Here is a 25,017-nt window from a genome sequence, read left to right as displayed (position 1 = left end):
TTTATTCATATTTTAGAGCATCAATGGCATTTGCCTTTGCTACTTTGAAGGTTTGCATGCTTACGGTTAATATGGAGATGAGTAAGGAGATCATGGCGGCAATGAGAAAAGGCCAGATTGATATTTCAACCTTATAATCATACTTGCTGAGCCAGTTTTTAGCCAAAATATACGCCAGAGGGAAAGCAATTATATTAGAAATGAAGACCAGTTTCATGAAGTCTTTGTTTAAAAGCACCAGGATGTTTTGTAAATCGGCACCTAGTACTTTTCTGATACTGATTTCTTTACTCCTTTGTTCGGCCATGTATAAAGCTAGTCCAAGCAGGCCAAGGCAAGAGATGAAAATGGCGAAACCACCGAATATATTCGACAATACACTCAGGAGTTTTTCAGTTGTTAATTGTTTTTCCATATCCTGACTAGTGAATTTTAAAGCCAGAGGATAAGCAGGATTTATTTGCGCACTGATCTTATTGACTAAAGCTACAGACTTGTTTAAAGGCAAGGCTGGATTTAAACGAAGTAACAAAACTTCGCTTTTTGCCGGTCCATAATAGAATAGCGTAGGTCTTGATTTCGAGCCAATAGCTTCATTGGCATAATCTTTTACGACCCCAATAATAGTTAGTTTTGGGTTGTCACCCCAGGTGATCTGCGTGCCAACAGGGTTTTTAAGTCCCATAGTTTGCACTGCACGTTCATTGATCATCACAGATGTGGCCGTATCTGCAAGGAATTTCGGGCTAAATTCTCTACCTGCAATTAACCGGGTGCCTACCGTATTTATAAAATCATAACCGGTGCTTCTATAGTCAATAATGGAGTTGTCGTTTGCAGCTTTTCCTGGCCAGCCGATGTTACCGGTGATGCTACCGCCCTCCGTAAAAGAATTGGCAAATTCCGTGGCATGTACAATTGCTCCGGCCTTTTTAAGCTCCTCTTTAAAGCGCGCTATGACAGCAGGTTTAACCCATTCTCCTTCAATATCCAGCTCTACCAGATTGCTACTGTCGAATCCTAATGGCTTATTCTTCATGAATTGAATTTGAGAATAGATCACTATTGCACAAATGATCATACAAACTGATAAACTGAATTGTACCACAACAAGGATTTTACGGATAGATAGCGAATTCGCGCTATTCCCTTTAAAGCCTTTCAGCACTTTAATCGGACTGAATGAAGACAAATAAAACGCGGGGTAGCTACCGGCGAGTAAGCCAGTAAACAATACCAGTACCAGGAGTGTAGTCCAGAAGGGGTAAGAATGATAGTCAATGTTGATTTGGATGTTCAACAAGTTGTTAAAGTAAGGTAAGCTCAGTTCCAGCAAGACAAAGGCAAGGAGTAGGGCTAAAAAAGACAGGAATAGCGATTCCAGGATAAATTGTCCCATGAGGTTGAATCGGGTAGAACCCATGGCTTTTCTGATTCCCACTTCTCTAGCACGCTTCTCAGAACGTGCGGTAGAAAGGTTCATATAATTGATGCTGGCAATCAGCAATACACAAAAAGCAAGAAAAAGAAAAAGCCTGACCTGGTCAATTTTTCCACCTGAAGGTTTCCCATTGGAAAACTCGTCATAAAGGCGGACTTTAGCGTAAGGGAATAGGAAAGCTTCGAGGTCTGTGTCTTTATCATGAGCAGCAATCAATTTCCTCATAGAGGCATCTGCTGCTGCGAAATGCTGCGCATCTTTTAACTTAATGATGGTTACACAGCTGATTGCACCCCAGTTGGTTTCTTTTTCCTCAGGTTTCTCCTGTTCGAAAAGTGCCCAGCTTTGTAAGGCATCAAATTGAAAACTTTGGTTTTTAGGAAGGTCTTCAATAACTGCGGCAACTTTTAAAAGCTTGCGGTCATCCCATTTTACGGTTTGTCCAAGTGGATTCTCATTGCCAAATAAACGTTTGGCTGTACTGGCAGTCAACAGGATGGAGTTTGGCTCTTTTAGCGCCTGATTCGCATCGCCATAAATGAATTTATAATCAAAGATCTTTAACAGGGATGGATCTACAAAAAGGCCGTTCAGTTTATTATTGTTCTCTCGGTAACTAAAGAGCTTATCTTGAGTACTCATTGCTACTCTCGCAGCTTGCTCTACTCCTGGTACTGTCTCTACAGCAGTTTCTGCCAGTTTATTAGGAACAGCAACGGTAGTGATCAGCTGTCCGTTGATTTTTAGATTTAACTTGGTGATGTAAATTCGATCAATGTCCTTCAGCTGTTTATCATAAGTCCATTCATAATTTACATACAGCAGGAGCATCAGGCAACAGGCCAAACCAATTGCTAGTCCACCGATGTTGATCAGGGTAAAGCCTTTGTTTTTCCAAAGGTTTCTTATGGCGATTTTTAAGTTGGTCTTGAACATCTTTCTATTTTATTTTCCTGGTTTTGACCAATAGCATGCCATATTTATTAAAGCCTTTAAATCGCCCTATTTAGTGCTTTTCTCAGTTTAATGTCCATTAACGAACAGTTTTATTGTGCGTAATCGCACAGCGATTTTGAAAAAACAGGTACAGCAGTGCTAAAGCTTGCCACATAGATTATATCTGTGCCAGTACTGTTGTATGATGTTAATTTCGGCACTGACCCTGCTCCAATCAAATCAGGAGGAGCATTAAAACCCTGTGGATTAAAATCAGCTTTGACCACTACTTTACTGTATCCCGGTGCTGTGGTATTAGAATGGTAACTTTTAGGCTTAATTTTTAGCACATACGTATGGATTAAAGGTATAGAATGTTTAGCAGTTTGCTGGTTTTCAAACTCATTTTGTAATGCTAAGAGCTGCCCTGCTATAAAATCGTGTAGATCTTCCATGGTTCATCTATTTAAAATAAGTGATTTGACCTTTTTTGGTAAGCCTTATCCTCAATTACTGGGAATAAACCTTAAGCATTAGGATTAAAAGAAGGTGCTGGTCTAATATTCTTATTTAATTCCAGTGTAACAACTTTGGCGACTATTTCGTCGTTTGGTGTAGCCTGTTTTATTCAGTAAATTTGGTGTAATAGTTAGCGGAATAAAGCGCAGAGATTGATTTTTTAATCGCCGTAAAATAGGAATTCATGTTAGAAGAGCTTCAAAACTACTATTTAAAGAAAGAAGAGCCGAATAAAAGTTGCTTACTTGCGCTTCGGAGTATTATTCTTGAACAGGATGAAAGCATTACCGAAACGCAGAAGTATGGAATGCCCTGCTTTTGCTATAAAAAGAAAATGTTTTGCTATTTGTGGACGGATAAAAAAACGGAGGAACCTTATCTGCTGATGGTAGAAGGTAAACACCTGGAGCATCCCCAACTGGAAACCGGTGATCGTTCCCGAATGAAGATTTTCAGGGTTAATCCAACTAAAGATTTACCCATAAAGGCCATTAACAGTATTTTACAAAATGCATTGGACCTATACAGGAAAGGGATAATAGCAATCAAACATACGTCTAAATAGATACGAGAAACAATTTGCTGATAAATAATAAAAGCCTTTAGAAATTAATCCAAAGGCTTTTATTATTTATCATTATATCCGACATAAGAACGCTCGGATTATCTTCCCATATTAGGGGGATTTGTGTTCCCGAAGGGATTCGAACCCCCATCTGTTGAACCGGAATCAACAATTCTATCCATTGAACTACGGAAACATTTCGGCAAATATATCAATTAGATTGGTTATTCCTTAATACTCTTCAAATTTCCATCTTTTCCTGATTTTACGGCCTGCAAAAGTAGGAAAAGAGGGGAAATAAAGCTTCCAGGCGAAAAAACGCCATTTATACTCAAATAAATAAATCAAATCCCAGCTTAAATCTGTTCTCTTAAAATCTGATAATGAATCGGATAGCTGGGCTTACACTTTTAAAAGGAAGCACTGGACTTAAAAGACAATAATAATCAGTTATAAAGGCTGTTTTTCAAAAATAAAAAGGCACTTTTGCAAAAATGATAAATGCCGCCAATAGGGGATTACTGATCAATAAATCAGCTCATAAGGAGTTCGGCATTAAAAGAATACATTAATGAAAATCATGTAAAGAAGGGGCGTATGGAAGAAATGATTGTTGAAGAGATCGAAAAGCTCTTAGAGCAGGAAGACAATACACAATTAAAGGAATATTTAGACAACCTGAATATTTCGGATGTTGAACACCTCATAGACGAACTTCCCCAATACGCAGTCACATTTATAGATACGTTGTCCATCAAAAGGGCAGTTAACGTATTCAGAATTCTAGACTTTCCAACTCAGGAAAGAATCATTAAAAAACTTCCCGGTAATAAACTAGCTGAGTTAATCAATCTGTTGCCTCCCGACGACCGTACCTCTTTATTCTCCGAACTTAGTGGCGAGGCGGTAAAGAAACTGATCATCCTGCTACCAGCAAAAGATAGGGTGGAAGCACTTTCTCTTTTAGGTTATGAAGAAGACAGTGTAGGAAGGCTGATGACCCCCGATTATGTGGCGGTTAAAAAAGACTGGACGGTAGCAAGAGTGCTGGAACACATCAGACGTTATGGTAAAAACTCCGAAACTATCGATGTGATTTACGTTATTGATAAAGATGGAACTTTACTGGATGACATCAGGATCCGAGAAATCCTCCTGGCAGATCCCGATGCGAAAATTGGTGACCTCACCGATCGCCGTCTGATTGCATTAAAGGCAAATGACCCTCAGGAAGAGGCTATCAACATTTTTAGGATGAACAATCGTGTGGCCTTACCTGTTGTTGACGACCATAATGTGTTGTTGGGTATTGTTACCGTAGATGATATCCTATGGATTGCAAATGAAGAATATACAGAAGATATGCATAAGATAGGGGGTACTCAGGCACTTGATGAACCCTATTTAGATATGCCTATTTTCGGACTGTTTAAACGTAGAATCGGTTGGTTAGTGGTGCTTTTCCTTGGAGAAATGCTGACGGCTACTGCAATGGGACATTTTGAAGCAGATATTGCCAAAGCAGTAATTCTGGCCATGTTTGTACCTCTGATCATTTCAAGTGGTGGAAATAGTGGCTCACAAGCTTCTACATTAATCATTCAGGCGATGGCATTGGGCGAGATTACGGTAGGAGACTGGTGGAGAGTAATGCGACGAGAAATCATTTCCGGACTCATGCTCGGTGTGGTATTGGGTTGTATCGGTTTTCTAAGAATCTTTGTCTGGACCTTTTTCACCCCTATGTACGGTCCACATTGGGTACTTATAGGCGTTACAGTTGGCGTTTCATTAGTCGGCGTAGTTTTATGGGGATCATTGGCAGGCTCTATGCTGCCCTTAATCTTGAAGAAGCTGGGTGCAGACCCTGCAACCTCTTCTGCGCCCTTTGTAGCTACGCTGGTAGATGTAACTGGATTGATCATTTACTTCTCCGTAGCGGTGATGTTCCTAACCGGGGTACTCCTCTAAAATATAAAATACCAGCTGGTTACTATTTCATGAAAAATAGCAGGCATAAAAAAACCGGATGTTTCTTTTTCAGGAAGCATCCGGTTTTTTCTTTTAACCTCTTTTCAAGCGTCAATAAACGCTTAAAGATATTTATACGTTAAAACGGAAGTGCATGATGTCGCCATCTTCCACCACATATGTTTTTCCTTCTACAGCTAATTTACCTGCTTCTTTACAAGCAGCTTCAGAGCCTAAAGTAACGAAGTCATTGTATTTGATTACCTCTGCGCGGATGAAACCTTTTTCAAAGTCTGTGTGGATCACACCAGCAGCCTGAGGTGCTGTAAATCCTTTAGTAATCGTCCATGCACGTACTTCCTGAACACCAGCGGTGAAGTAAGTATATAAGTCCAACAGACGGTAAGCAGCAACGATCAGTTTGTTTACACCTGATTCTGTTAAGCCAAGGTCAGCTAAAAATTCCTGACGCTCTTCATAACTTTCCAGTTCTGCAATTTCTGATTCGATTTTAGCAGAGATCACCAATACTTCAGCTTTCTCATCTTTTACAGCTTCTTTTACGCGATCTACATAAGCATTGCCATTGATCACAGAGTTCTCATCAACATTACAAACGTACATTACTGGCTTCTGAGTCAAAAGACCCATATCCTGAATAAACTCAAAATCTTCTGGAGCTACAGCTGCAGAACGAACAGATTGTCCAGATTCAACATGTGTTTTGATCACGCTTAAGATATCGAAAGTTCTTTTGGCATCCTTATCGGTTTTAGCCATTTTTTCTACTTTCTGAATGCGTTTTACTATAGTGTCAAGATCTTTAAGTTGTAACTCAGTATCTATAATTTCTTTATCGCGAATCGGATCTACTGAACCGTCAACGTGAATCACGTTTCCGTCGTCAAAGCAACGCAATACATGGATAATGGCACTTGTAGCCCTGATGTTACCCAAAAATTGATTGCCTAGTCCTTCACCTTTGGAAGCACCTTTCACTAAACCTGCAATATCAACAATCTCAATCGTATTTGGAACAATACGGTTTGGCTGTACCAATTCAGCTAATTTAGTTAACCTCTCATCTGGAACGGTGATCACACCAATATTAGGTTCGATTGTACAGAAAGGAAAATTAGCTGCTTGAGCTTTTGCGTTAGATAAACAGTTAAATAAGGTAGATTTTCCAACATTTGGTAAACCAACTATACCACATTGTAATGCCATGAATGATTTTTTCTAGTTTTGCCGCAAAGCTACCAATTTTTTAAAAATAATCTTTATGTTTAGGGTATCTAAAAAGTAATTAACGTTTAAATCAAAGCTATATGGAAGAATTCGAAGAAACAAAACCTGATCACACAGAGGTTGAAACACTTATCGTTACGGAAGATATTCGTAGCCACATCTATGAAACGGCTAAATGGGCGAAGTTTTTATCGATTGTTGGATTTGTGGGTTGTGTTATACTCATTATAATAGCTTTATGCTTACCTATGATCCTCTCAGCGATGACGACAATGGGTAAAAATCCAATGATGGGCGTAACTAGCAGCGCAATTTCTGCGGTCTACATCATTTTTGCACTGATGTATTTTTATCCAAGTTTAATGTTATTTAAATATGCGAATTCAGCAAAAAAAGCTGTGCTATTTATGGAACAAGAAAGCTTAGGAGAAGCATTCAGTAAGATGAAATCATTCTTTAAATTCTTCGGCATATTAACCATCGCTATACTTGGTTTATATGCGGTAATATTCTTATTGAGTATCGTTACTGCAATTGGTGCGGCGAGCTAAGCATCATAAGAAATAAAATGTATCCCATCAAAAAAGGGCTTTCATCATTGATGAAAGCCCTTTTTTGATGAAAGTCCAGCGGTGTTAAATCCCTGCTGAATCTCAAATGTATACCGGAGTTCTATTTTCAATGGTATGCTTAAAACTTTTCATTTCCTTTTTCAATAAACCCTCCAGATAAGGGTTCATTAATTTAGAAATACCGATTCCTACGCCTCCTCCAACCGGACGATAAGACAATACGACCTTCAATAAGGTCTCTTTTCCATCTTCAGAAGGCGTAAATTCTACCCTACCTACATGATGAATTAAGGAGCCGACAGCAGATTTCCAGCCGATCAAACGTCCCGGCTCTTCCTTAACAATTTCTGCATCCCAGTTTAGGGAAAACAAATTGCCAATCACCTTGGATTTCCAGGTCGACAAGTTTTCGTCAATTACTTTCACATCCAAAAGATGCTGGATACTTCCCGGAAGATTATTCAGGTTGCGCCAATATAAAAACACCTCATGTACCGGTTTTTCAATCACAAACTCTCCCCGGATATTTATTGCCCTTGGTCTGCGGGCATCAATGCCCAATTGTTCATAAAGCAAACACCGCCCGGTTGCCGCACGATAGGCCATATATGCACCATATAGAAACTTAGATTTAGACGGACGTCTTAGACCCCAACTGATCAAAGCGCCGCTCAAAAACATCGATACCATGCGTTCCGACCAGCCGATATTCTCATACTGGTGCTTCTCAATTGAAAATTTACCAGATCTTAATGCTAAAGGACTACTCATGATTTCTGACGCCGATTAATTTCTTTACCAATGGAATCGACCATCCAATGGTCTAGTATCCCCCATATTTGTTCCCATTTCCCATCCATTTCTTCCCGCAGTTGGGTAATCCTGTCGGGACCAATATAGCAGACAAAATAACGGGCACCATCGCTGGTTTCTTCCGGTTTCACGGTAATGATGGTATCTGCGCCATCTATATCGAGATGAATGTCAAACTCGTCCGGACTTGATTCAGTGTCTTTCATGTTTGCGGGGTTTAATTACCGGTTATATAACACTTAAACCCGCTTAGTGTTTGCAGATGAATGTGTTTAGTGTGTGAGTATTGAAGTTGTTTCCGCCAAAATCATTTAATTTAATGGCAAAAAAAAAGAACTTACAGCCGCTTATATATTGCAATTTAGAGGCAATACCTAACCATAAATGAATTTAACTGTATGAATAAGTCTTCCTTTTTCTTCTTGTGTTCTTTTTTGCTGAGTACAAGTGCTGCTTTCGCACAAAAAGCACCTGCTCCATATGGAGCTGTTCCAAATAAAAACCAGTTGGCATGGCAAGACATGGAATATTACATGTTTATCCATTTTGGACCAAATACCTTTACTGATAAAGAATGGGGGCATGGGGATGAAGATCCTAAAGTTTTCAATCCGACCAAACTGGATGCGCGTCAATGGGCACGTACCGCTAAAGCTGCGGGAATGAAAGCCATCATCATTACGGCAAAACACCACGATGGTTTTTGCCTGTTCCCAAGTAAATACAGTACCCATACGGTAAGAGAAAGCGCCTGGAAGAATGGTAAAGGAGATGTGTTGAAAGAACTTTCAGAGGCTTGTAAAGAATATGGGTTGAAATTTGGAGTATACTTGTCGCCATGGGACCGCAACCACCCTAAATATGGAACTCCGGAATACAATGACGTATTTGCCAAAACACTGACGGAAGTTCATACGCAATACGGCCCTGTCTTTGAACAATGGTTTGACGGTGCAAAAGGAGAAAAAGAGAAAAATCAGGACTATGATTTTAAGCTGTTCAACAGCATCGTTAGAAAGCACAACCCACAGGCAGTTATTTTTAGTGACATTGGTCCGGATGTACGCTGGATGGGCAATGAAAGAGGTGTTGCCGGTACCACCAACTGGTCTACCTTAAACACTGATGGCTTTGGCGTAGGAGCAGACGCTCCGGCAGCCAGCGTATTGAATAGTGGAAATGAAAATGGTAAATACTGGATTCCTGCAGAAGTAGACGTTTCCATCAGACCAGGATGGTTCTACAGTCCTAAAACTGATGATAAAGTGAAAACTTTAAAAGAACTGGTATCTATATATGAAACTTCTATCGGACGCAATGGCAACCTTTTATTGAATGTTCCGATAAATCGGGAGGGCTTGATTCATCCAAATGATTCAACCCGTTTGATGGAGCTTAGAAAAACCATAGACGCCAGTTATAAAACAAACCTTGCGAAAGGGAAGAAAGTATCAGCTAGCAATACCAGAAAAGGAGCGCAATTTGCAGCATCTCGCTTAACTGATGGGAATCCGGCTACCTATTGGGCTACCGATGACCAGCAGAAAACAGCAACAATTACACTGGATCTGGCTAAGCCAACTGAGCTAAACCGAGTAGTTCTACAAGAATATATTGCCCTCGGACAACGGGTGAAATCATTTTCTGTAGAATACCTGGATGGCAGTACTTTTAAAACAATAGACCAGCAAAGCACAATTGGTCATAAACGAATACTTTCGTTCCCAAGGGTAAAAACAACAAAAATTCGCATCCATATTCTGGAAGCAAATGCCTGTCCGGTGCTATCAGAGATTGCAGTATATAACGCACCGGACTTATAGACATTAAATTAATTGATTCAGCTTTTTCTGGTATGCCCAGTAGAATACTATTGGGTATACAAAAAGGTTGAATAGTGTATTGGTAATTAAACCGCCAATCACCACGATTGCTAAAGGTTTTGAAGCTTCAGCACCTATTCCTGTAGACAATGCTGCGGGCATCAGGCCAATAGCTGCCATCAATGCGGTCATAATTACGGGACGCATCCTACTTGCAACCCCATCTTTTATAGCATCTGCAAATGTCCAATCCGGACGGTGTTTCAACTCGATGATATTCTGTTTAAACTTGGTAATCAGGATCACCCCATTCTGCACACAAATTCCAAATAAGGCGATAAAGCCAATCCCCGCAGATATATTGAAATTGATGCCTGTAGCGAGAATGGCTAAAATCCCACCCACCATAGCAAAAGGCACATTGTTCAAGACCAATAATGAATCTTTGATGTTGCCAAACAGGACAAATAAGATGAAAAATATGAGCAATAAACTGATGGGAACCGCTTGTGATAATCTGCTGGTTGCCCTTTGCTGGTTCTCAAAATCACCGGCCCATTCCAGCTTGTACTCCTTCGGAAGCTTGATTTTCTCATTTACTTTAGCCTGAGCTTCTGCAATCACACTGCCCATATCTCTTCCCCTGATGGAAAACTTAATGGCGCCATAACGTTGGTGTTTGTCGCGATAAATGATGCTGGGACCCGTGATTTTTCTAATGCTGGCAATCTCTCCTAAAGGAACTTTCGAACCAGAAATGGTAGGGATGCGCAGTTTAGCAATGTCGCTTTCGTCTTTTCTGAAATCTTCCGGATAGCGGATGATCAGGTCGAACTTCCGTTCTCCCTCATAAATCTGTGTGGCAGCTTTTCCACCAATTGCCATCTCAATAACTGCATTGGCATCCGCAGTACTGACACCATAGAGCGCCATTTTCTTTTGATCTAAATTGATCTGTAATTCCGGCTGACCGAGGTTCCTCAGGATTCCTAAATCTTCAATCCCTTCCACAGTTTTCAAAATGTTTTCAATCTTCTCTTCCTCTTTTTCCATGAACTGGAAATCATTGCCGAAAAGCTTCACTACAATAGATCCTTTTACCCCGGAAACAGCTTCCTCTACGTTGTCGGAGATGGGTTGTGAGAAGTTGAGACTAATCCCTGGAAAACTCTTCAACTTCTCCTGCATCCTTTCAATCAGTTGCTCTTTCGTCTGTTTTCGCTTCCAGTCCTTCTTCGGGTAAATATCTACATGGAATTCCATGTTGTAAAAACCTGTGGCATCAGTTCCATCGTTCGGACGGCCAGTTTGCGACATCACCTGCTTCACTTCCTCAAAGCTTAAAAAGATCTTTCTTAACTCATTTGATAGCTTTTTTGTTTGCTCCAATGAGATACTGAGTGGCCCGGTAGCACGAACATAAATTGAGCCTTCATCCAGCGTAGGTAGAAATTCTGTCCCCATAAATTTATAACTGAACAAGCCGGCAACCAGGATCGCCATGGAAATACCAAATGCCAGTTTTCTGAATTTAAAACACTTGTCGAAGAAAATGATCACATACTTAGTAAGGAACTCTAAAAATATATTGTGTTTCTCGCGTACATTCTTCCTCAGCAACACGCTTGCCAGGGCAGGAACCAATGTGAAGGTAAGGAGCAAGGCTCCCAGTAAAGCAAAACTTAAAGTCCAGGCCAGAGGAGAGAACATTTTTCCTTCCACCTTTTCGAAAGTAAAGATGGGCAGCAGGCCGGTAATGATGATCAGTTTTGCAAAGAAAATACCTTTTCCATTTTCTAAACAAGCTTTCTTGATCAAGCCGAGCTTACTTAGGCCATTGAATTTCTGCATGCCTACTTTTTTGGCTTTGTGATCAAGGGCCACAAAAATCCCTTCTACCATGACCACCGCACCATCGATGATGATTCCGAAATCTATAGCCCCCATAGACAATAAATTGGCCGACATCCCTTTCATTTTTAAACAAATGAATGCAAATAACAAAGCTAAAGGAATGATAATGGATACAATCAGTGTGGTCCGCCAATCGGCCATAAAGAGGAATACAATCAAAGTCACAAAGATGATCCCCTCCATCATATTGCCCATTACCGTGTGTGTCGCATAGTTGACCAGGTCTTCCCGATCATAGAATGGGCTAATCTTTACATCTGCTGGTAAGATGTTTTCATTGATGTCTTTAATCTTTTCTTTCAGATTGCTGATAACCTCGCTTGGGTTCTCTCCTTTGCGCATCACCACGATCCCTTCAACCACGTCGGGATCATGGTCCCGGCCTACCTGACCTAAGCGAGGCAATGCCGATTCTGCGACTTCTGCGATCGTCTTCACGTAAACCGGAGTCCCGTTAAAGTTATCAACCACCACATTTTTAATTTCTTCAATATTGTTTAAAATCCCGATTCCGCGGACTACATAGGCTTGTCCGGCCTGAACAATCACATCCCCGCCAACATTGACATTACTCTTGGAAACCGCATCGAATAATTCGGTTGCACTCACGCCGTATTGTATCGCTTTTTGCGGATCCACCGTGATCTGGTAAGTCTTTACTTCTCCACCAAAACTCACCACATCGGCAATGCCAGGAACGGAAAGTAATTCCCGCTGGATGACCCAATCCTGCAAGGTTTTTAACTCCCTGACCGATTTAGTATCACTACTTAAGGTATACCGGAAAATTTCTCCTGTTGGCCCATAAGGTGGTTGTACTTCTGGCCTTAGCCCCTCGGGCAAATCGGCTTCTTCAATATGGTTGTTCACCTGAACCCTGGCTTCCGCATAATCTACATCGTCTTCAAACGTGATTTTCACGATAGACAGTCCAAAGAGAGAAGAGGAACGAATACTCGTTCTTTTCTGGGTCGGGTTCATGGCAATCTCTAAAGGTCTGCTCACAAACTTTTCTACCTCTTCCGCACTTCTTCCCGGCCATTGGGTGATGATGGTGATATTGGTATTGGTGACATCAGGAAAAGCTTCAATCGTAGTGTGCTTGAAACTGAGGTATCCTGCCAGTATCAAAATGAAGGTGGCAAAGAAAATAAAGTATTTGTTATTTAGCGAAAAGCCAATAACGGTCTTAATGAATTTATTCATTACAGCTGTTTTTTTGTTGAGGAATGGATTAGTTTTTCAGGCTTTCATATAAAAAGACCTGCTTGGACGCAATCACCCGATCGCCAGCCTTTAATCCTTTGCTGATATACGCTTTATCAGCGGTTTTACGACCGATTTCCACTTCCTGAATGCGAGGTTTATTTGCCTCATCTAATACCAGTACATAGTTTTTATTCTCATCGAAGATGATCGCCCGGGAATTAACTACCGGCAAATCAATTCCTGATTTTGCAGCAATCATCACCGTAGCCATCATACCTGGTTTTAACAGGTAGCCTGGATTGGCAATGGTGACCCTGGCATTCATCACCTTACTTTCATTGTCAATCATATTATAGATCTTATCAATCTTTCCTTTGAAAGCTTTTTCCGGATAGGAGAGGCTCGAAAGCTGAACCTCATCGCCCTCCCTGATTCTGGAAATATCAGATTCATAGATATTGACCATCGCCCATACCGTAGAAAGATCCGCTACCGTAAACAGGTTGTTGTCATTATCCGGGCGCACCTGCATGTTTGCATATACATTTTTCTCAATGATGAAGCCAGATAAAGGGGATTTAATGGTGTAATTGCCCGTACTATTTCCCCCATTTAATTTAAGGGTAGCCAGAGCTCGCTTATTTTCTGCCTGTTTAATCAGGAAGTCGTTTTTGGCTTCTTCCAATTCCTTGGCGGAAGATAAGCCGCTTTTATAAAGCGCTTCCAGTTGTTTTACCTGTCTTTCTGCATTTCTCAATTCTGCAGCGGCGCTGATCACTTCTTTATCAAATCCGGCCATTTCTGCACTGCCCATTGTGGCGAGTACCTGACCCGCGCTCACCTGATCGCCTAACCTAGCCGGAACACTGCGTACCATGCCGCTCAACATCGGGAAAATCTCCGCTTTACGCTCTTCATTTGCTGTTATTTTTGCAGAGAAATTTAGGTCTGTTCTGTTGTTGGCCTGTTGTACCGTGTCGATTAATAACCTATTGATGAGCGAGTCGGTAACCGCAAACTTTTCTGATACCGGGGCTTCTTTTGAGCTGGTACAACTCTGACTGGCGATGACCAATCCAATCAAACTGAGTTTGCTGATGTTTTTTATAAAGATTTGCATGGGGCTAAAATTTAAATGGGCTTGTAGCTTATTTTGAGAATAGGCTAGCTTATTTGAAAATGTTGGATCCGGTAACGTAATTGATTTCTTCTTTTGCTTTCATCCGTTCATACTTCAGCTGGTTCAATTGCAACGTATTTTCTTTGTAAGCATCATAGAAATCAAGAAACTCGATCAAGCTAATGTTCCTGCTGCGGTAGTTTTTGGTGACTTCCTGAATGAGCTTTGTGAAATCTCCACTGAAATTGTGATCCAGACTTTGGTAGAGGCTTTCTGTTCTTAAAGCAGATTTATAACTGTTGTACACTTCGTTTTCCAGGGTATTTTCTTTTTGCCTGAAATTGATATTCCCTGCATCAATGGCAATCCTGGCCTTTTTGATCTCTCCTTGATTTCTATTGAAAAGAGGTAAAGGGATTTTAATTCCCAATCCTGTGTATTTTTCTGGGTAATTCCCTTTCAGGTCATAACTTAAAGACAGTTCAAGATCTGGAATGGCGTTGGCTTTTTGTAACCTGAGGTTCGTTTCTGCAAAGTTGATGGTCGTTTGAGCAAGTTGCAAATCCGAACGGTTGGCTTTTGCACTTTCCAGCAGTTGCAAGTAGGGCTGTTTTTCTAATGAAAAATCCTGCTCATCTTCCGGGGATAGGTAGAGCTGTAAAGCCACATCAGGTTTGATATTGGTCATCAATTTTAATGAGCTTTCCATATCTTCAATGTCATTGCTTAAACTAGTATACTCTCCTTTTAAATTGTACACCAAAGATTTGATCCTGATCAGATCTTTAACAGCGATATTCCCCAGTTTAAGTTGTTGCTCGGAAGCGAGGAGTAGCTGTGTTAAGGCATTGATTTGTTGCTGATAGATACTTGCGGACAGCTGTGCATAGTAGGCCTTGTAAAAATCACTGCGCAATTGGTAGCGTAGGCTTCGCATCAGGTCGAAATATGCGTACTCCGCTAGTTTTACACCGGCATTGGCCAACTGGATGTTATTATTTCTCTTTCCTGCCAGTTTAATCAGCTGCGAAATCTGCGCACTATATTGGCCGGTAGCTTTAGAAGTTTCCAGGAACTTTTTGGTTTCATGATTGTAGAAAAGATTCTCATAGCTCAGCTCTGGATTGTCGAAAAGTTTGGCTGTAATGATTTCTGCTTTCGCTTGTTCCGTTTGGTAATTCTGGGCAATGAGTTCGTAATTCCCCTTGATAAATAATTGCTCGGCTTCCCGGAGACTGAGTTTTAGGCTGTCTTGAGCCATACCAACCGAGCTGAAACCTATAAGTAGCAAACTGCTCAGAATTAATTGTCTTTTCATCTCCAGCAAAGCTATCCGGAGGGAATTAAACCCTAATTAAAGAGAAATTAAAAGGAGATTAAAATTGAGAGGGCTAGGGTAGCCAGGTTAAAACTTAGGGAAATGTAGAATAAAAGTAGTTCCCTGACCATCTTCGGTACGAAATGCTAAAGTCCCTTTAAACAGGTTGATGATTTTATGTGCCATATAAAGTCCCATTCCATTACCTTCATGACCGCTTTCTGCACTAAAGCTATAAAAGGGTTTAAAAATCTCCGATTGAATCTCTTCTGGAATGCCTGGACCTTTATCTGTGATAGAAATGATGGTTTCATCTGGCTGGATATCCAGCAAACAATGTACATCCTGATTGCCGGAAAATTTGAACGCATTGGAGATGATGTTGTTTAAGGCGATGCCCAATAGGGTGGGGTTGGCCTTGATCAGCAATTCCAATGGATCTTCAGGCATATTTTTAATGTCTACGATCAGCTTAGCCATTCCTTTTTTGTTCCATTCTGCGGAGATTGCCCAGAGCGTTTCGTCTATCCTGATGTCCTGTAGTTCTGTAGCACCGAATTCAAGATCGGCCTGTGCCAGATTGAGCAGACCCGTAATGATGTTGTCCATCTTTTCAGAATCTTCCATCACAGAAACCAGGGCTTTTTTATAGTCTTCTATTTGCCTTTCCTGTGATAAAGCGATTTCTGCACCAATCAGCATTCTGGTTATTGGCGTCCTCAATTCATGTGAAGCATTAGCAATAAAGGTTTTTTGTAGGACAAATGCTTGTTCCAGATGCTCCATCAGGTTGTTGAAATTTTGAGCAAGCAGGTTAATCTCATCCTTATTTTCGCCTTCCTGTACCCTGAAATGGAGGTTACTCGATTTGATTTGTTTTACTTCTTCAATAAAAAGATCAAGAGGTTTTAATATTTTTTTAGCAATCCATCTTCCGGAAAGCAATAATCCAATAAAGATGAAGACAAAAATCATCACCATGATCCTTTGTAATTTCTCTATTCTGACATGCGTACTTTGATCTATTCCAGAAGCAAGGATCACAAAATCACCCTGGTTGTCTTTATAAAAAATGCCGACTACTTGCCTATTGCCATCAATAAACTGGATTTTCTTGTTTTTTCTAACCTTCTCAATCGTTTCATGACTCCAGTATTGTTGGTCATCGCCAATAAAGGTGGCGCTGTTATTGGCATTGTAAATCCGGATCACCTCCCCATTTAAGGCCTCCAGGTATTGATTTCTAACGGTATTCAAGGAATCCGCAGAGATCTCATCCGCTTCGAGGTAGAGTTTAGCCGTCACCATAGTCCGGTCGGTGAGGCGGTCAAAGAAATCTGCTTCTAAAAATTTAATGAAGGTGAAATAAACCGCGCAAAGTACCGCCAGCAGGGTTAAAGTGCTGATGAGGGTGAAATATAAAGAAAGGCGGTCTTTCAGTTTCATAATCAGCTGAGCTTATTTCAGGATATATCCCATCCCGATTTTAGTATGGATCAGTTTTCTGGCAAAGCCTTTTTCTATTTTCTTACGTAGGAAATTGATGTATACATCAATTACATTGGTTCCGGTATCAAAACTAATGTCCCAAGCATTTTCTGCAATATATTGTCGGGAAAGGAGACGATTCGGGTTGCGTAAAAATAATTCTAAAAGGGTATGCTCTTTTGCTGTCAGCTCAATCAGGATTCCAGCTCTTTTTACTTCCTGGCTATAGGTATTCAAACTGATGTCGTCGAAGCTTAAAATATGCTCTTCAGCATTATTGCCCATAACGCCATGTTGCCTGCGCAATAAAGCTTCAATCCTGGCGAGTAACTCCTTGAAATGGAAGGGTTTCACGAGGTAATCATCAGCTCCGGAATTTAATCCTGTCACCTTATCGTCAATTGTTCCCAATGCGGTGAGCATCAGAATCGGTAGATTTTTGTCGGTATGGCGTAAGGCTTTACAAACGGCAATGCCATTTAACCCAGGCATCATAATATCCAGAATCACCAGGTGAAAGTCTTGATCCTTAAAGGTTTTGAGTGCTTGTTCCCCATTGGATTCAATGGTAACGAGGTATCCCTGCTCTTCTAACCCGGTTTTTATCAGTCCGGCTATTTTAAGGTCATCTTCTGCTAATCCGATTTTAAACATACCTGAAAAATGGTTTTTGTTGAAGGCACAAATGTAAATTAAAAATAGTCATCCTGCTTATTTCTTCCTATCTCTCAGGGTATCAATTGATTTGTTAATACAATCTTACTCTTTCTTTCACATAAAAAAGCGTATCTTTGCAAAATATTGTTTCAAGTAGCAGGTTCACCTTAAACAAACAGGCTGCTTTTCAAAAACGATAATTGCCATTAAAAATATTTATGAAGAAGATTGTTGACTACAGAAAACTATTAGGTGTACAAAAGGATGCCGAATTAAAAGAATTGAAGACCATTTACAGGAATTTGATGAAAGATTGGCACCCGGATAAATTCCAGGATAGTGAAGAAGCTAAAGCGGAAGCGGAAACTAAAAGTAAGGAGATCATTGAAGCATATCATTTCTTAGTAAGTATTGCTCCAGAAACATTAGAGCTTTCTATTGAAGAATATACGCAAACTACTGCAACTTGCGGTATTGCTGACTATACCTGGGCAGGTCTGGTTTTAACTGTTCATTTCCTGGATGGTAGCGCTTATGAGTACTTCGGTGTTCCTAAAGCTATCTACGTGAAATTGGTTAATGCTGATTCTCCAGGTAGATTCGCACGTCGTCATATCTTCAATTCATTCCCATACAGAAATATAGCAAAACTACAAACTGCATAAGCGCAGCTTTTAGTGACATTATATATTTAATTTCCTTAAAAGGGGTTACAGGCAGGGTGCTTGTTAACCCCTTTTTTATTAGGCGTAATAGCAGATGTAGGCTACATCCGCATCGCATTTAACCTCAAAAGAGCTTCCTGCCTCAACGTCAAAAGAATCCTGAGCCTGGTATTTCTTGAAATCAGTGCCGCTTATTGCAACTTCCATACTGCCTTCAATTACCAGCATCTTTTCTGCTGTAGAGGTAGAAAAGGTATAATTTCCTTTTTTCATCACGCCAAGAGTGGCTTTTCCTGTTGCTGTTTCCATTCCAAGGCTTTGGACCTTCCCTTCAAAATAAACATGATGGGATACGGTTTCTACAGTTGGAATGGCATTGATCTCATTACTCATTTTTCTCTTTATTTAACGTATTAATTAATCGTGGTTCTTTTAATTAGGATTGTTTTTACTTTAATCCGGTCTTTTAAGCCAGGTTTTTAAAGGGCTAAGTTGATCCTCTGGTTAATGTATTTAAAACATTTGTATTGAACAAGATTGCAATAAAAATTAACACTGAAAATAAATGTGAATTTTCTTAAAAAAATCTGTTTAAAACCACAAACAAAGTTTATCAACCGGTGTTTAATCAATATTGTTGTCATATAGATGGAGGCTTGGTTTTTTAACAAAATCGTCGTTGTATGTAAGCAGAATCCAATAAATTTCAATAAAAACCTACAACTATGAAAAAACTATTTACTTTATTATTAATGGTCTTCTCCTATGTCTCCGTGTTTTCGCAAGGCCATTATAATGGCTCTTCGTTTAACCCTGGTGACTATTTTGCGCCACACGCTGGCTTTATCATCCCGGTATGGTATGGCTTTGCCGATATGAACTATTACAATGGAGAAGGGAAACAGTCTGATCGTCTGATCAACCCGGCACCAGGAAATCCAACTACGCTAGACATTAAACAGAATGTAAAAACCCACTCTTTTATCCTGATGGCAATTTATGGTGGTAAAGGGAAAATATTGGGCGCAAACTGGGGGATGATGGCCATCCCGATGTTAAATAGCCCAACAGCAAACATTGCATTGGATTATTACTCTAGTCAAACAGGAGATGGAAGCTACGTTTTTAAGAATAAAACCGTTGGTTTTGGTGATATGTATGTGCAACCGGTATGGTTGTCATGGACTAAAGAGAAATTCAGTTATGCCTTTAATTATGGTTTCTGGGCGCCTACAGGAAAGTTTAAACCACATGGATTAGATAACGGAGGTTTAGGATACTGGTCGCACAACATCAGAGGGGCAGCAAGGTACAAGCCAAATAAAAAAGTTGGGTTAACAGTAGCGACTACTTTTGAGATCAATCAATGGCAAAAAGATATTGACTTTAAAGAAGGAAGTCACCTGACCATCGATATAGGTGGTACTTATTTATTAGATAACAGAGGGGATGAAGTAGGCCTATTTGCAAACCATGCTACCCAAATCAGCGATGATAAAGGTACGAACGGTGGATTTGTATCCGACAGGATCTATGGTATCGGAGGTTATGGCTCTTACTGGATCACTCCGAAAAAAATCGGACTGATGGCAAGGGTGACTCAAAACTTTGGAGCTAAAAACAGATTCTCAGGTATTGCGGTTCAGATGGGCGTAAATATTCTGATCCCAACAGATCACTAATACATTTTATATTGGAGCTTTAGGGCTCCAATGTGTTGAATAGTAATTTTATAGCAAAATGGCTGAACCATTTAATCCATATCCCGGATGAAATGATTCAGCCATTTTTTTGTACCCGATATCCAGCTGGGTCCAGCTAGCAGAAAGCGCCTGATGTCTGGGAATACAACGCATCTGGATCAGTTTGTAAATTGCCTGAAGGAGAGTTGAATTAATTATTAGTTAACTGTAGTTCACTCCCCAATACCTTACTTATACTCCATTGTTTTCCTTTTACTCTTGTTCTGCTCTTCTTTTGTTCTAGTAAAACAGGAGCAAAAGAAAAGCAAAAGGAAAGCAAAACAAGAGCAAAACAAGTAGCGGATTTTATAGGGATATAATAGCCTTGAAATTAGGCTTTTGATGGGCTGTATTTTTGTCTGCATAATCCAGATGCCTGAATGTTTGCGTGTTATTTTGTCATTTTGATCAAAATTCAAGAAGAAATATGTTTTTCTTGTAAGTTTTGTAATTATCTTTATTTGATGTATCTCTGGTTGCCCCTGATTTTGAGCCTTGTCTACAATTAGTCCGGTATTTTTAGGAATATGAGTTCGATTCGTTGGCGAATTGAAATATTGCTGTATTTTTACTTTTACCGAATAACCAAGCCAGACCTTATTACCTTCCAAGTATGGACCACATCAACATTAGATTACATCAGGCTGCAGATAGGCCTCATTTGCTTAATTTACTTAGGTTAAATACACCGGCGTATTTTTCTCCAACGGAAGAAGCAGATCTGATTGATTATTTAGACCATTTCGCAGATCATTACTATGTATTGGAGGTAAATGGTGAGATTCTTGGCTGTGGAGGCTTCAACTTATCTGAAGATGGAGCAACCGGAAAAATCTCCTGGGACATCTTTCATCCCGATAGTCAGGGAAAAGGCTTGGGTACGGCATTAACGAAGTTTAGAATTCAAAAAATTAAAGAAATTGAAGGGGTAAAAATCATCTCGGTCAGGACTTCGCAAATGGCTTATAAATTCTATGAAAAATTCGGACTGGAACTCAGAGAGGTAGTGAAAGACTATTGGGAAATCGGTTTTGACCTTTATAGACTAGACAGAGATATTCACTTAATCTAAAACAATTAATAATGAAGCTTTTAACCCTAATCCTTGTTTTTGCCATGACCCTCCATTCTTTTCAAGACAGTAAGGCACAAGCCCCGAAAAACAATGCTCCTGCGGTGTTAAATCATATTGCAGTTTATGTAACTGATCTGGAGAAATCCACAGACTTCTATAAACACACATTTGAGTTTAAGCAAATTCCTGAACCTTTTCATGATGGGAGGCATACCTGGTTTAGCCTGGGGGCTATAGGACAGCTTCATTTAATTAAAGGGGCAAAGGGGAAGGGGAATTTCGATAAAAACGAACACTTGTGTTTTAGTGTGGCCTCTATTGATGCCTTTATTGAAAAGCTCAAAGCCCAAAATGTTGCTTATGAAGATTGGGCAGGGGCCGCTCAAAGCATCACGTTAAGAGTAGATGGGATAAAACAGATTTATTTTCAGGACCCTGATGGGCATTGGCTGGAAGTAAATGATGACCATAAATAAAAACCTCAGGCAAATATCGGCCTGCTATTGACCTTAAAACCAAACACAACACACAAATGAAAAAAGTAACTGTAATGGTCGCCATGCTCTTAACCGCAGGGAGGCTATCTGCTCAGGTGGAATCAAAACCCTATGAGGGAGTGCCAGGCTGGGCGGAGACCAAAGATCAACGCATGAAGTGGTTCAATAACGCCCGTTTTGGGATGTTTATTCACTGGGGATTGTATAGTGCTGCAGGAGGATCCTGGAAGGGTAAGCAATACCCGCAACATTATGCGGAGTGGATCCAGACCTGGGCACAGGCACCTAGTAAAGAATATGCAGAAGAACTTAAACCAAAGTTTACCGCCTCAAAGTTTAAAGCGGATGACTGGGCAGCATTGGCAAAAGAGGCGGGTATGAAATATATGGTGATCACTTCCAGACACCATGAAGGTTTTAGTATTTTTAACAGTAAACAGCCTTATTCCTTAAATAATGAGGTAACCGGTGGCACCAATATCTCTCCAAAAGGAAGAGATTTATACGGTGAAACTGTTGCTGCCTTTAAAAAAGCAGGCTTAAAAACGGGTGCTTATTATTCTTTGTTAGACTGGCAACATCCGGATTCTTACGATAAGTTTGCCGCGAATCCTCCGAAGGAAAATCCCAATTACGAAGTCTACAAGGATTACCTGTATGGACAGATTAAAGAACTGGCCAATAATTACGGTAAAATGGATATCCTTTGGTTGGATTTTAGCTCGAAAAACAGACAGGGAGAAACCTGGGGCACTAAACGCATCCTTACAGATCTGATCAAATGGCAGCCAGGTGTTCTGGTGAACAACCGTTTCTGGGATGGACTGGAAAATAAAAACGGGGATATGGGGACGCCTGAAAAATACGTTCCACCAACAGGATTACCTGGAATGGATTGGGAGGTAAGCCATACTACAAATGAGAGTTATGGCTATAGTGCGCATGATAAAAAATGGAAGTCTTATGATAAAATGATGCACCTGTTTATTGAAACGGTGAGTAAAGGCGGGAACTTTTTGCTAAATGTAGGTCCTGATGCCGAAGGGGTAATTCCTGAACCAGCAGTTGCGATATTAAAGCAGATCGGCAGTTGGATGAAGGTAAACAATGAGGCTATTTATGGAACTACAGCAAGCCCATTCCAGCCTTTAGACTGGGGCTATGCTACACAGAAGCCAGGAAAACTTTACCTGGAAGTATTTGAAGTACCAAAGGATGGTGCTTTGGAAGTCCCTTTGTCTAACGCAGTTTCCAAAGCCTATATCTTAGGCAGCAAAGGAAAAACGTTAACGGTAAAGACCACGGAAAAAGGAAAAGTAGTTCAATTACCGGCAGATTTCTCCGGGCCTAAACCTATGGTAGTGGTGCTGGACATCAAAGGAACACCAGCAGTTTTAAATAACCGTGTAAGCTCATTGGCTGATGGAAGGATTGTATTGACCGCAAATCAGGCAAAGCTGATTGGAAATGGTGGTATAAAACTGAAGGGAGCATCAACGCATGATCCGAACAGGCCAAATACGATTGCTTTCTGGACCAATAAATCAGATGGGGCACATTGGGATATGAAAGTTCAGCGTCCGGGCAAGTATAAGGTCATGATCAATTATTTTGCAAATGCCAATACTGCTGGAGAACTGAGTATTTCTCTGGAAAAAAACACCTTAAATTATACGATTCCTGCTTCGGAAACCGCTGGATTCAAAGATGCAGAGGTAGGAGTGATTGATATTTCTCAACAAGCGATTGGCGCTGAATCTTTAAGATTACAGCTAAAGCTTTTAAGTTTAAAAGGGCAGTCTATGGGCGAAATTAGCAGTATCACGCTAATTCCTATGTAACTATTTCCTGAATTGAGATGAGCTAAAAGGGCTGGAAATCTAACGATTTTCAGCCCTTTTATTTAGTTTTATTTTCTCGGTTTGGAATGATTTTTAACAGATAGTTGAGGAGTATCAGACTCAGGAGCGCGGTAATCAATAAACCACCGAACAGCCAGAAATAGAAATCGGCGGTTAAAATAGTCATAATGTTTAATCGGTTCATTGGTTGATATTTTTGTGTTTTTTAAAAGGTATTCCCTAATGAAGGCTAAAATACCAGGTCCTTTTGTTGCATAGGAAAGTAATTGACGAGCAGTAGGTATCATTCCATCAAGGGTTGTTTTAAGCAGATGACCATATGGAATAGGATATCCATACAAATCTTATTACTAAAATAATTAGTAATAATATAAAAATGGTAATTATTTTAGCATAACTTTGTGTTCATCTAAAATTTATTTCATGACTACAAACAAACACATCATCCATATGGATCAGGATGCCTTTTTCGTGTCTGTGGAGGTTCGAAAAGATCCGACTTTAATAGGAAAGCCGGTGATTATTGGCGGAACTTCCGATCGGGGGGTGGTGGCCTCCTGTAGTTACGAAGCCAGGAAATTTGGGGTGCATGCAGCAATGAGTTCCCGAATGGCAAAAATGCTTTGCCCTCATGCGATATTTGTGAAAGGGAATATGGATGCTTATTCTGAGGCTTCTTTTGAAATTACAGAGATCTTAAGGGAACGCGTGCCTTTAATAGAAAAAGCAAGTATAGATGAGCATTATATTGACATGACGGGAATGGACCGCTTTCATGGGACATTACAATATGCCCATGAGTTGCGTAAAACGGTAATCAAAGAAACTGGATTGCCCATTTCTTTTGGCCTTTCGGTCAATAAGACCGTTTCTAAGATGGCTACCAATGAATGCAAACCAAATGGGGAACTGAATGTGGCGCAGTTTGAAGTGCAGGATTTTTTAAATCCTTTATCCATTAGGAAGATCCCTGGACTTGGAGAAAAGACCTTTGTGAAGCTGAGTGATATGGGGATTAAAAAGATCCATACCCTGACGCAGATCCACCCCGATCAAATGAATAGTATTTTAGGAAAAAATGGGCTGTCGCTTTTACAAAAGGCAAAGGGTATCGACAATTCGCCGGTGATTCCTTACCAGGAACAGAAAAGTATAGGTACACAATGTACGTTTAAAGCAGATACCATTGATGTGGATACGATTAATAACCTGATCACCTCGATGGTGATGGATCTGGCTTTCGATCTCCGTCAAAAGAAAAAACTGGCGGCCTGTATTACGGTGACCATTCGCTATGCGAATTTCGAAGATGTGACCAAACAGGCTACCATTGCTTATACTTCTCTGGATAGTGTACTGATGCTTAAAGCAAAGGAATTATTTCGTCAGGTATACCAGAAACGAATGTTATTGCGCCTGGTGGGCGTCCGGCTTTCTAACCTGGTGACTGGTCATGAACAGATCGATTTATACAGCGAATCTCAGGAACAATATAGCCTGTATCAGGCACTAGATAAGATTAGAAACAGATTTGGAGATAAATCCATTAAGCTGGCTTCTACCTTGAACATAGATTTATAGG

General features: G+C 40.3%; 22 protein-coding genes and 1 tRNA gene. 10 read left to right on the top strand and 13 right to left on the bottom strand.

All coding sequences use genetic code 11. The features are described 5' to 3' along the window. Position 1: 1 nt before the first annotated feature. Together R2S10_RS20755 and R2S10_RS20750 are read right to left on the bottom strand one after the other, a co-directional pair. Entirely contained in the window at positions 2 to 2,377 is a 2,376-nt protein-coding gene (locus tag R2S10_RS20755; protein ID WP_316842334.1) for an ABC transporter permease, read from the bottom strand. 110 nt (positions 2,378 to 2,487) lie between these two features. Continuing rightward, positions 2,488 to 2,832: a hypothetical protein gene (locus tag R2S10_RS20750; RefSeq protein ID WP_316842333.1), complete on the bottom strand. Its 345-nt coding sequence runs from the start codon at positions 2,830 to 2,832 to the stop codon at positions 2,488 to 2,490. Positions 2,833 to 3,080: 248 nt separating this feature from the next. Between R2S10_RS20750 and R2S10_RS20745 the strand changes: the two genes are divergently transcribed. Continuing rightward, entirely contained in the window at positions 3,081 to 3,461 is a 381-nt protein-coding gene (locus tag R2S10_RS20745) for a DUF1801 domain-containing protein (protein WP_316842332.1), read from the top strand. 124 nt (positions 3,462 to 3,585) lie between these two features. On the opposite strand, the gene R2S10_RS20740 is transcribed toward R2S10_RS20745, so the two are convergent. Next, a tRNA-Arg gene (locus R2S10_RS20740) sits at positions 3,586 to 3,657 on the bottom strand. 401 nt (positions 3,658 to 4,058) lie between these two features. Between R2S10_RS20740 and mgtE the strand changes: the two genes are divergently transcribed. After that, on the top strand, positions 4,059 to 5,432 hold the full coding sequence (gene mgtE, locus R2S10_RS20735; protein WP_316842331.1) for a magnesium transporter: 1,374 nt from the start codon (positions 4,059 to 4,061) through the stop codon (positions 5,430 to 5,432). A gap of 132 nt (positions 5,433 to 5,564) precedes the next feature. Here mgtE and ychF read toward each other — a convergent pair whose 3' ends face one another. Then, positions 5,565 to 6,659 carry a redox-regulated ATPase YchF gene (gene ychF, locus R2S10_RS20730; protein ID WP_316842330.1) on the bottom strand — a complete coding sequence of 365 codons (1,095 nt, stop codon included), beginning with the start codon at positions 6,657 to 6,659 and terminating at the stop codon, positions 5,565 to 5,567. Positions 6,660 to 6,760: 101 nt separating this feature from the next. On the opposite strand from ychF, the gene R2S10_RS20725 reads away from it, so the two are divergent. Then, positions 6,761 to 7,231, top strand: coding sequence for a DUF5362 family protein (locus R2S10_RS20725; RefSeq protein WP_316842329.1), 471 nt, complete (start codon positions 6,761 to 6,763; stop codon positions 7,229 to 7,231). Between the two features lie 102 nt (positions 7,232 to 7,333). Here the strand turns inward: R2S10_RS20725 and R2S10_RS20720 are convergent, their stop codons facing one another. Together R2S10_RS20720 and R2S10_RS20715 are read right to left on the bottom strand one after the other, a co-directional pair. Then, positions 7,334 to 8,023 (bottom strand): SRPBCC family protein, encoded by a 690-nt coding sequence (locus R2S10_RS20720; RefSeq protein WP_316842328.1) that lies wholly within the window; start codon positions 8,021 to 8,023, stop codon positions 7,334 to 7,336. Next, positions 8,020 to 8,271 (bottom strand): hypothetical protein, encoded by a 252-nt coding sequence (locus R2S10_RS20715; protein WP_316842327.1) that lies wholly within the window; start codon positions 8,269 to 8,271, stop codon positions 8,020 to 8,022. Before R2S10_RS20715 ends, R2S10_RS20720 begins: the two co-directional genes overlap by 4 nt. 192 nt (positions 8,272 to 8,463) lie before the next feature. Between R2S10_RS20715 and R2S10_RS20710 the strand changes: the two genes are divergently transcribed. Next, complete coding sequence (locus R2S10_RS20710; RefSeq protein WP_316842326.1) at positions 8,464 to 9,888, top strand: alpha-L-fucosidase; 1,425 nt, start codon at positions 8,464 to 8,466, stop codon at positions 9,886 to 9,888. Between the two features lie 3 nt (positions 9,889 to 9,891). Here R2S10_RS20710 and R2S10_RS20705 read toward each other — a convergent pair whose 3' ends face one another. The 5 genes from R2S10_RS20705 to R2S10_RS20685 all read right to left on the bottom strand — a co-directional run bounded on the left by R2S10_RS20705 (position 9,892) and on the right by R2S10_RS20685 (position 17,591). Next, positions 9,892 to 13,008 (bottom strand): CusA/CzcA family heavy metal efflux RND transporter, encoded by a 3,117-nt coding sequence (locus R2S10_RS20705; RefSeq protein WP_316842325.1) that lies wholly within the window; start codon positions 13,006 to 13,008, stop codon positions 9,892 to 9,894. Positions 13,009 to 13,036: 28 nt separating this feature from the next. Beyond that, complete coding sequence (locus R2S10_RS20700) at positions 13,037 to 14,131, bottom strand: efflux RND transporter periplasmic adaptor subunit (protein ID WP_316842324.1); 1,095 nt, start codon at positions 14,129 to 14,131, stop codon at positions 13,037 to 13,039. A 49-nt stretch (positions 14,132 to 14,180) separates the two neighbouring features. Further along, positions 14,181 to 15,449: a TolC family protein gene (locus R2S10_RS20695; protein ID WP_316842323.1), complete on the bottom strand. Its 1,269-nt coding sequence runs from the start codon at positions 15,447 to 15,449 to the stop codon at positions 14,181 to 14,183. 87 nt (positions 15,450 to 15,536) lie between these two features. Continuing rightward, complete coding sequence (locus tag R2S10_RS20690) at positions 15,537 to 16,895, bottom strand: sensor histidine kinase (RefSeq protein WP_316842322.1); 1,359 nt, start codon at positions 16,893 to 16,895, stop codon at positions 15,537 to 15,539. Positions 16,896 to 16,907: 12 nt separating this feature from the next. Next, positions 16,908 to 17,591 (bottom strand): response regulator transcription factor, encoded by a 684-nt coding sequence (locus tag R2S10_RS20685; protein WP_316842321.1) that lies wholly within the window; start codon positions 17,589 to 17,591, stop codon positions 16,908 to 16,910. Between the two features lie 221 nt (positions 17,592 to 17,812). Between R2S10_RS20685 and R2S10_RS20680 the strand changes: the two genes are divergently transcribed. After that, on the top strand, positions 17,813 to 18,259 hold the full coding sequence (locus tag R2S10_RS20680) for a KTSC domain-containing protein (protein WP_316842320.1): 447 nt from the start codon (positions 17,813 to 17,815) through the stop codon (positions 18,257 to 18,259). 78 nt (positions 18,260 to 18,337) lie between these two features. On the opposite strand, the gene R2S10_RS20675 is transcribed toward R2S10_RS20680, so the two are convergent. Beyond that, a complete protein-coding gene (locus tag R2S10_RS20675; RefSeq protein WP_316842319.1) occupies positions 18,338 to 18,652 on the bottom strand; it encodes a pyrimidine/purine nucleoside phosphorylase in 315 nt (104 codons plus the stop codon). A gap of 332 nt (positions 18,653 to 18,984) precedes the next feature. On the opposite strand from R2S10_RS20675, the gene R2S10_RS20670 reads away from it, so the two are divergent. The 4 genes from R2S10_RS20670 (at position 18,985) to R2S10_RS20655 (ending at position 23,414) form a co-directional block, all read left to right on the top strand. Then, entirely contained in the window at positions 18,985 to 19,941 is a 957-nt protein-coding gene (locus R2S10_RS20670; RefSeq protein WP_316842318.1) for a transporter, read from the top strand. 673 nt (positions 19,942 to 20,614) lie between these two features. Further along, on the top strand, positions 20,615 to 21,073 hold the full coding sequence (locus R2S10_RS20665) for a GNAT family N-acetyltransferase (protein WP_316842317.1): 459 nt from the start codon (positions 20,615 to 20,617) through the stop codon (positions 21,071 to 21,073). Positions 21,074 to 21,084: 11 nt separating this feature from the next. After that, positions 21,085 to 21,552, top strand: coding sequence for a VOC family protein (locus R2S10_RS20660; RefSeq protein ID WP_316842316.1), 468 nt, complete (start codon positions 21,085 to 21,087; stop codon positions 21,550 to 21,552). A gap of 56 nt (positions 21,553 to 21,608) precedes the next feature. Next, on the top strand, positions 21,609 to 23,414 hold the full coding sequence (locus tag R2S10_RS20655; RefSeq protein ID WP_316842315.1) for an alpha-L-fucosidase: 1,806 nt from the start codon (positions 21,609 to 21,611) through the stop codon (positions 23,412 to 23,414). Between the two features lie 58 nt (positions 23,415 to 23,472). Here R2S10_RS20655 and R2S10_RS20650 read toward each other — a convergent pair whose 3' ends face one another. Further along, positions 23,473 to 23,619 carry a hypothetical protein gene (locus R2S10_RS20650; protein WP_316842314.1) on the bottom strand — a complete coding sequence of 49 codons (147 nt, stop codon included), beginning with the start codon at positions 23,617 to 23,619 and terminating at the stop codon, positions 23,473 to 23,475. Between the two features lie 239 nt (positions 23,620 to 23,858). Between R2S10_RS20650 and dinB the strand changes: the two genes are divergently transcribed. Next, on the top strand, positions 23,859 to 25,016 hold the full coding sequence (dinB, locus tag R2S10_RS20645; RefSeq protein WP_316842313.1) for a DNA polymerase IV: 1,158 nt from the start codon (positions 23,859 to 23,861) through the stop codon (positions 25,014 to 25,016). Position 25,017 lies beyond the last annotated feature (1 nt).

Source organism: Pedobacter gandavensis (assembly GCF_032678745.1).
In the GTDB taxonomy this organism is placed as follows: Bacteria; Bacteroidota; Bacteroidia; order Sphingobacteriales; family Sphingobacteriaceae; genus Pedobacter; species Pedobacter gandavensis_C.
This window is presented reverse-complemented; position numbering and strand designations above follow the sequence as displayed.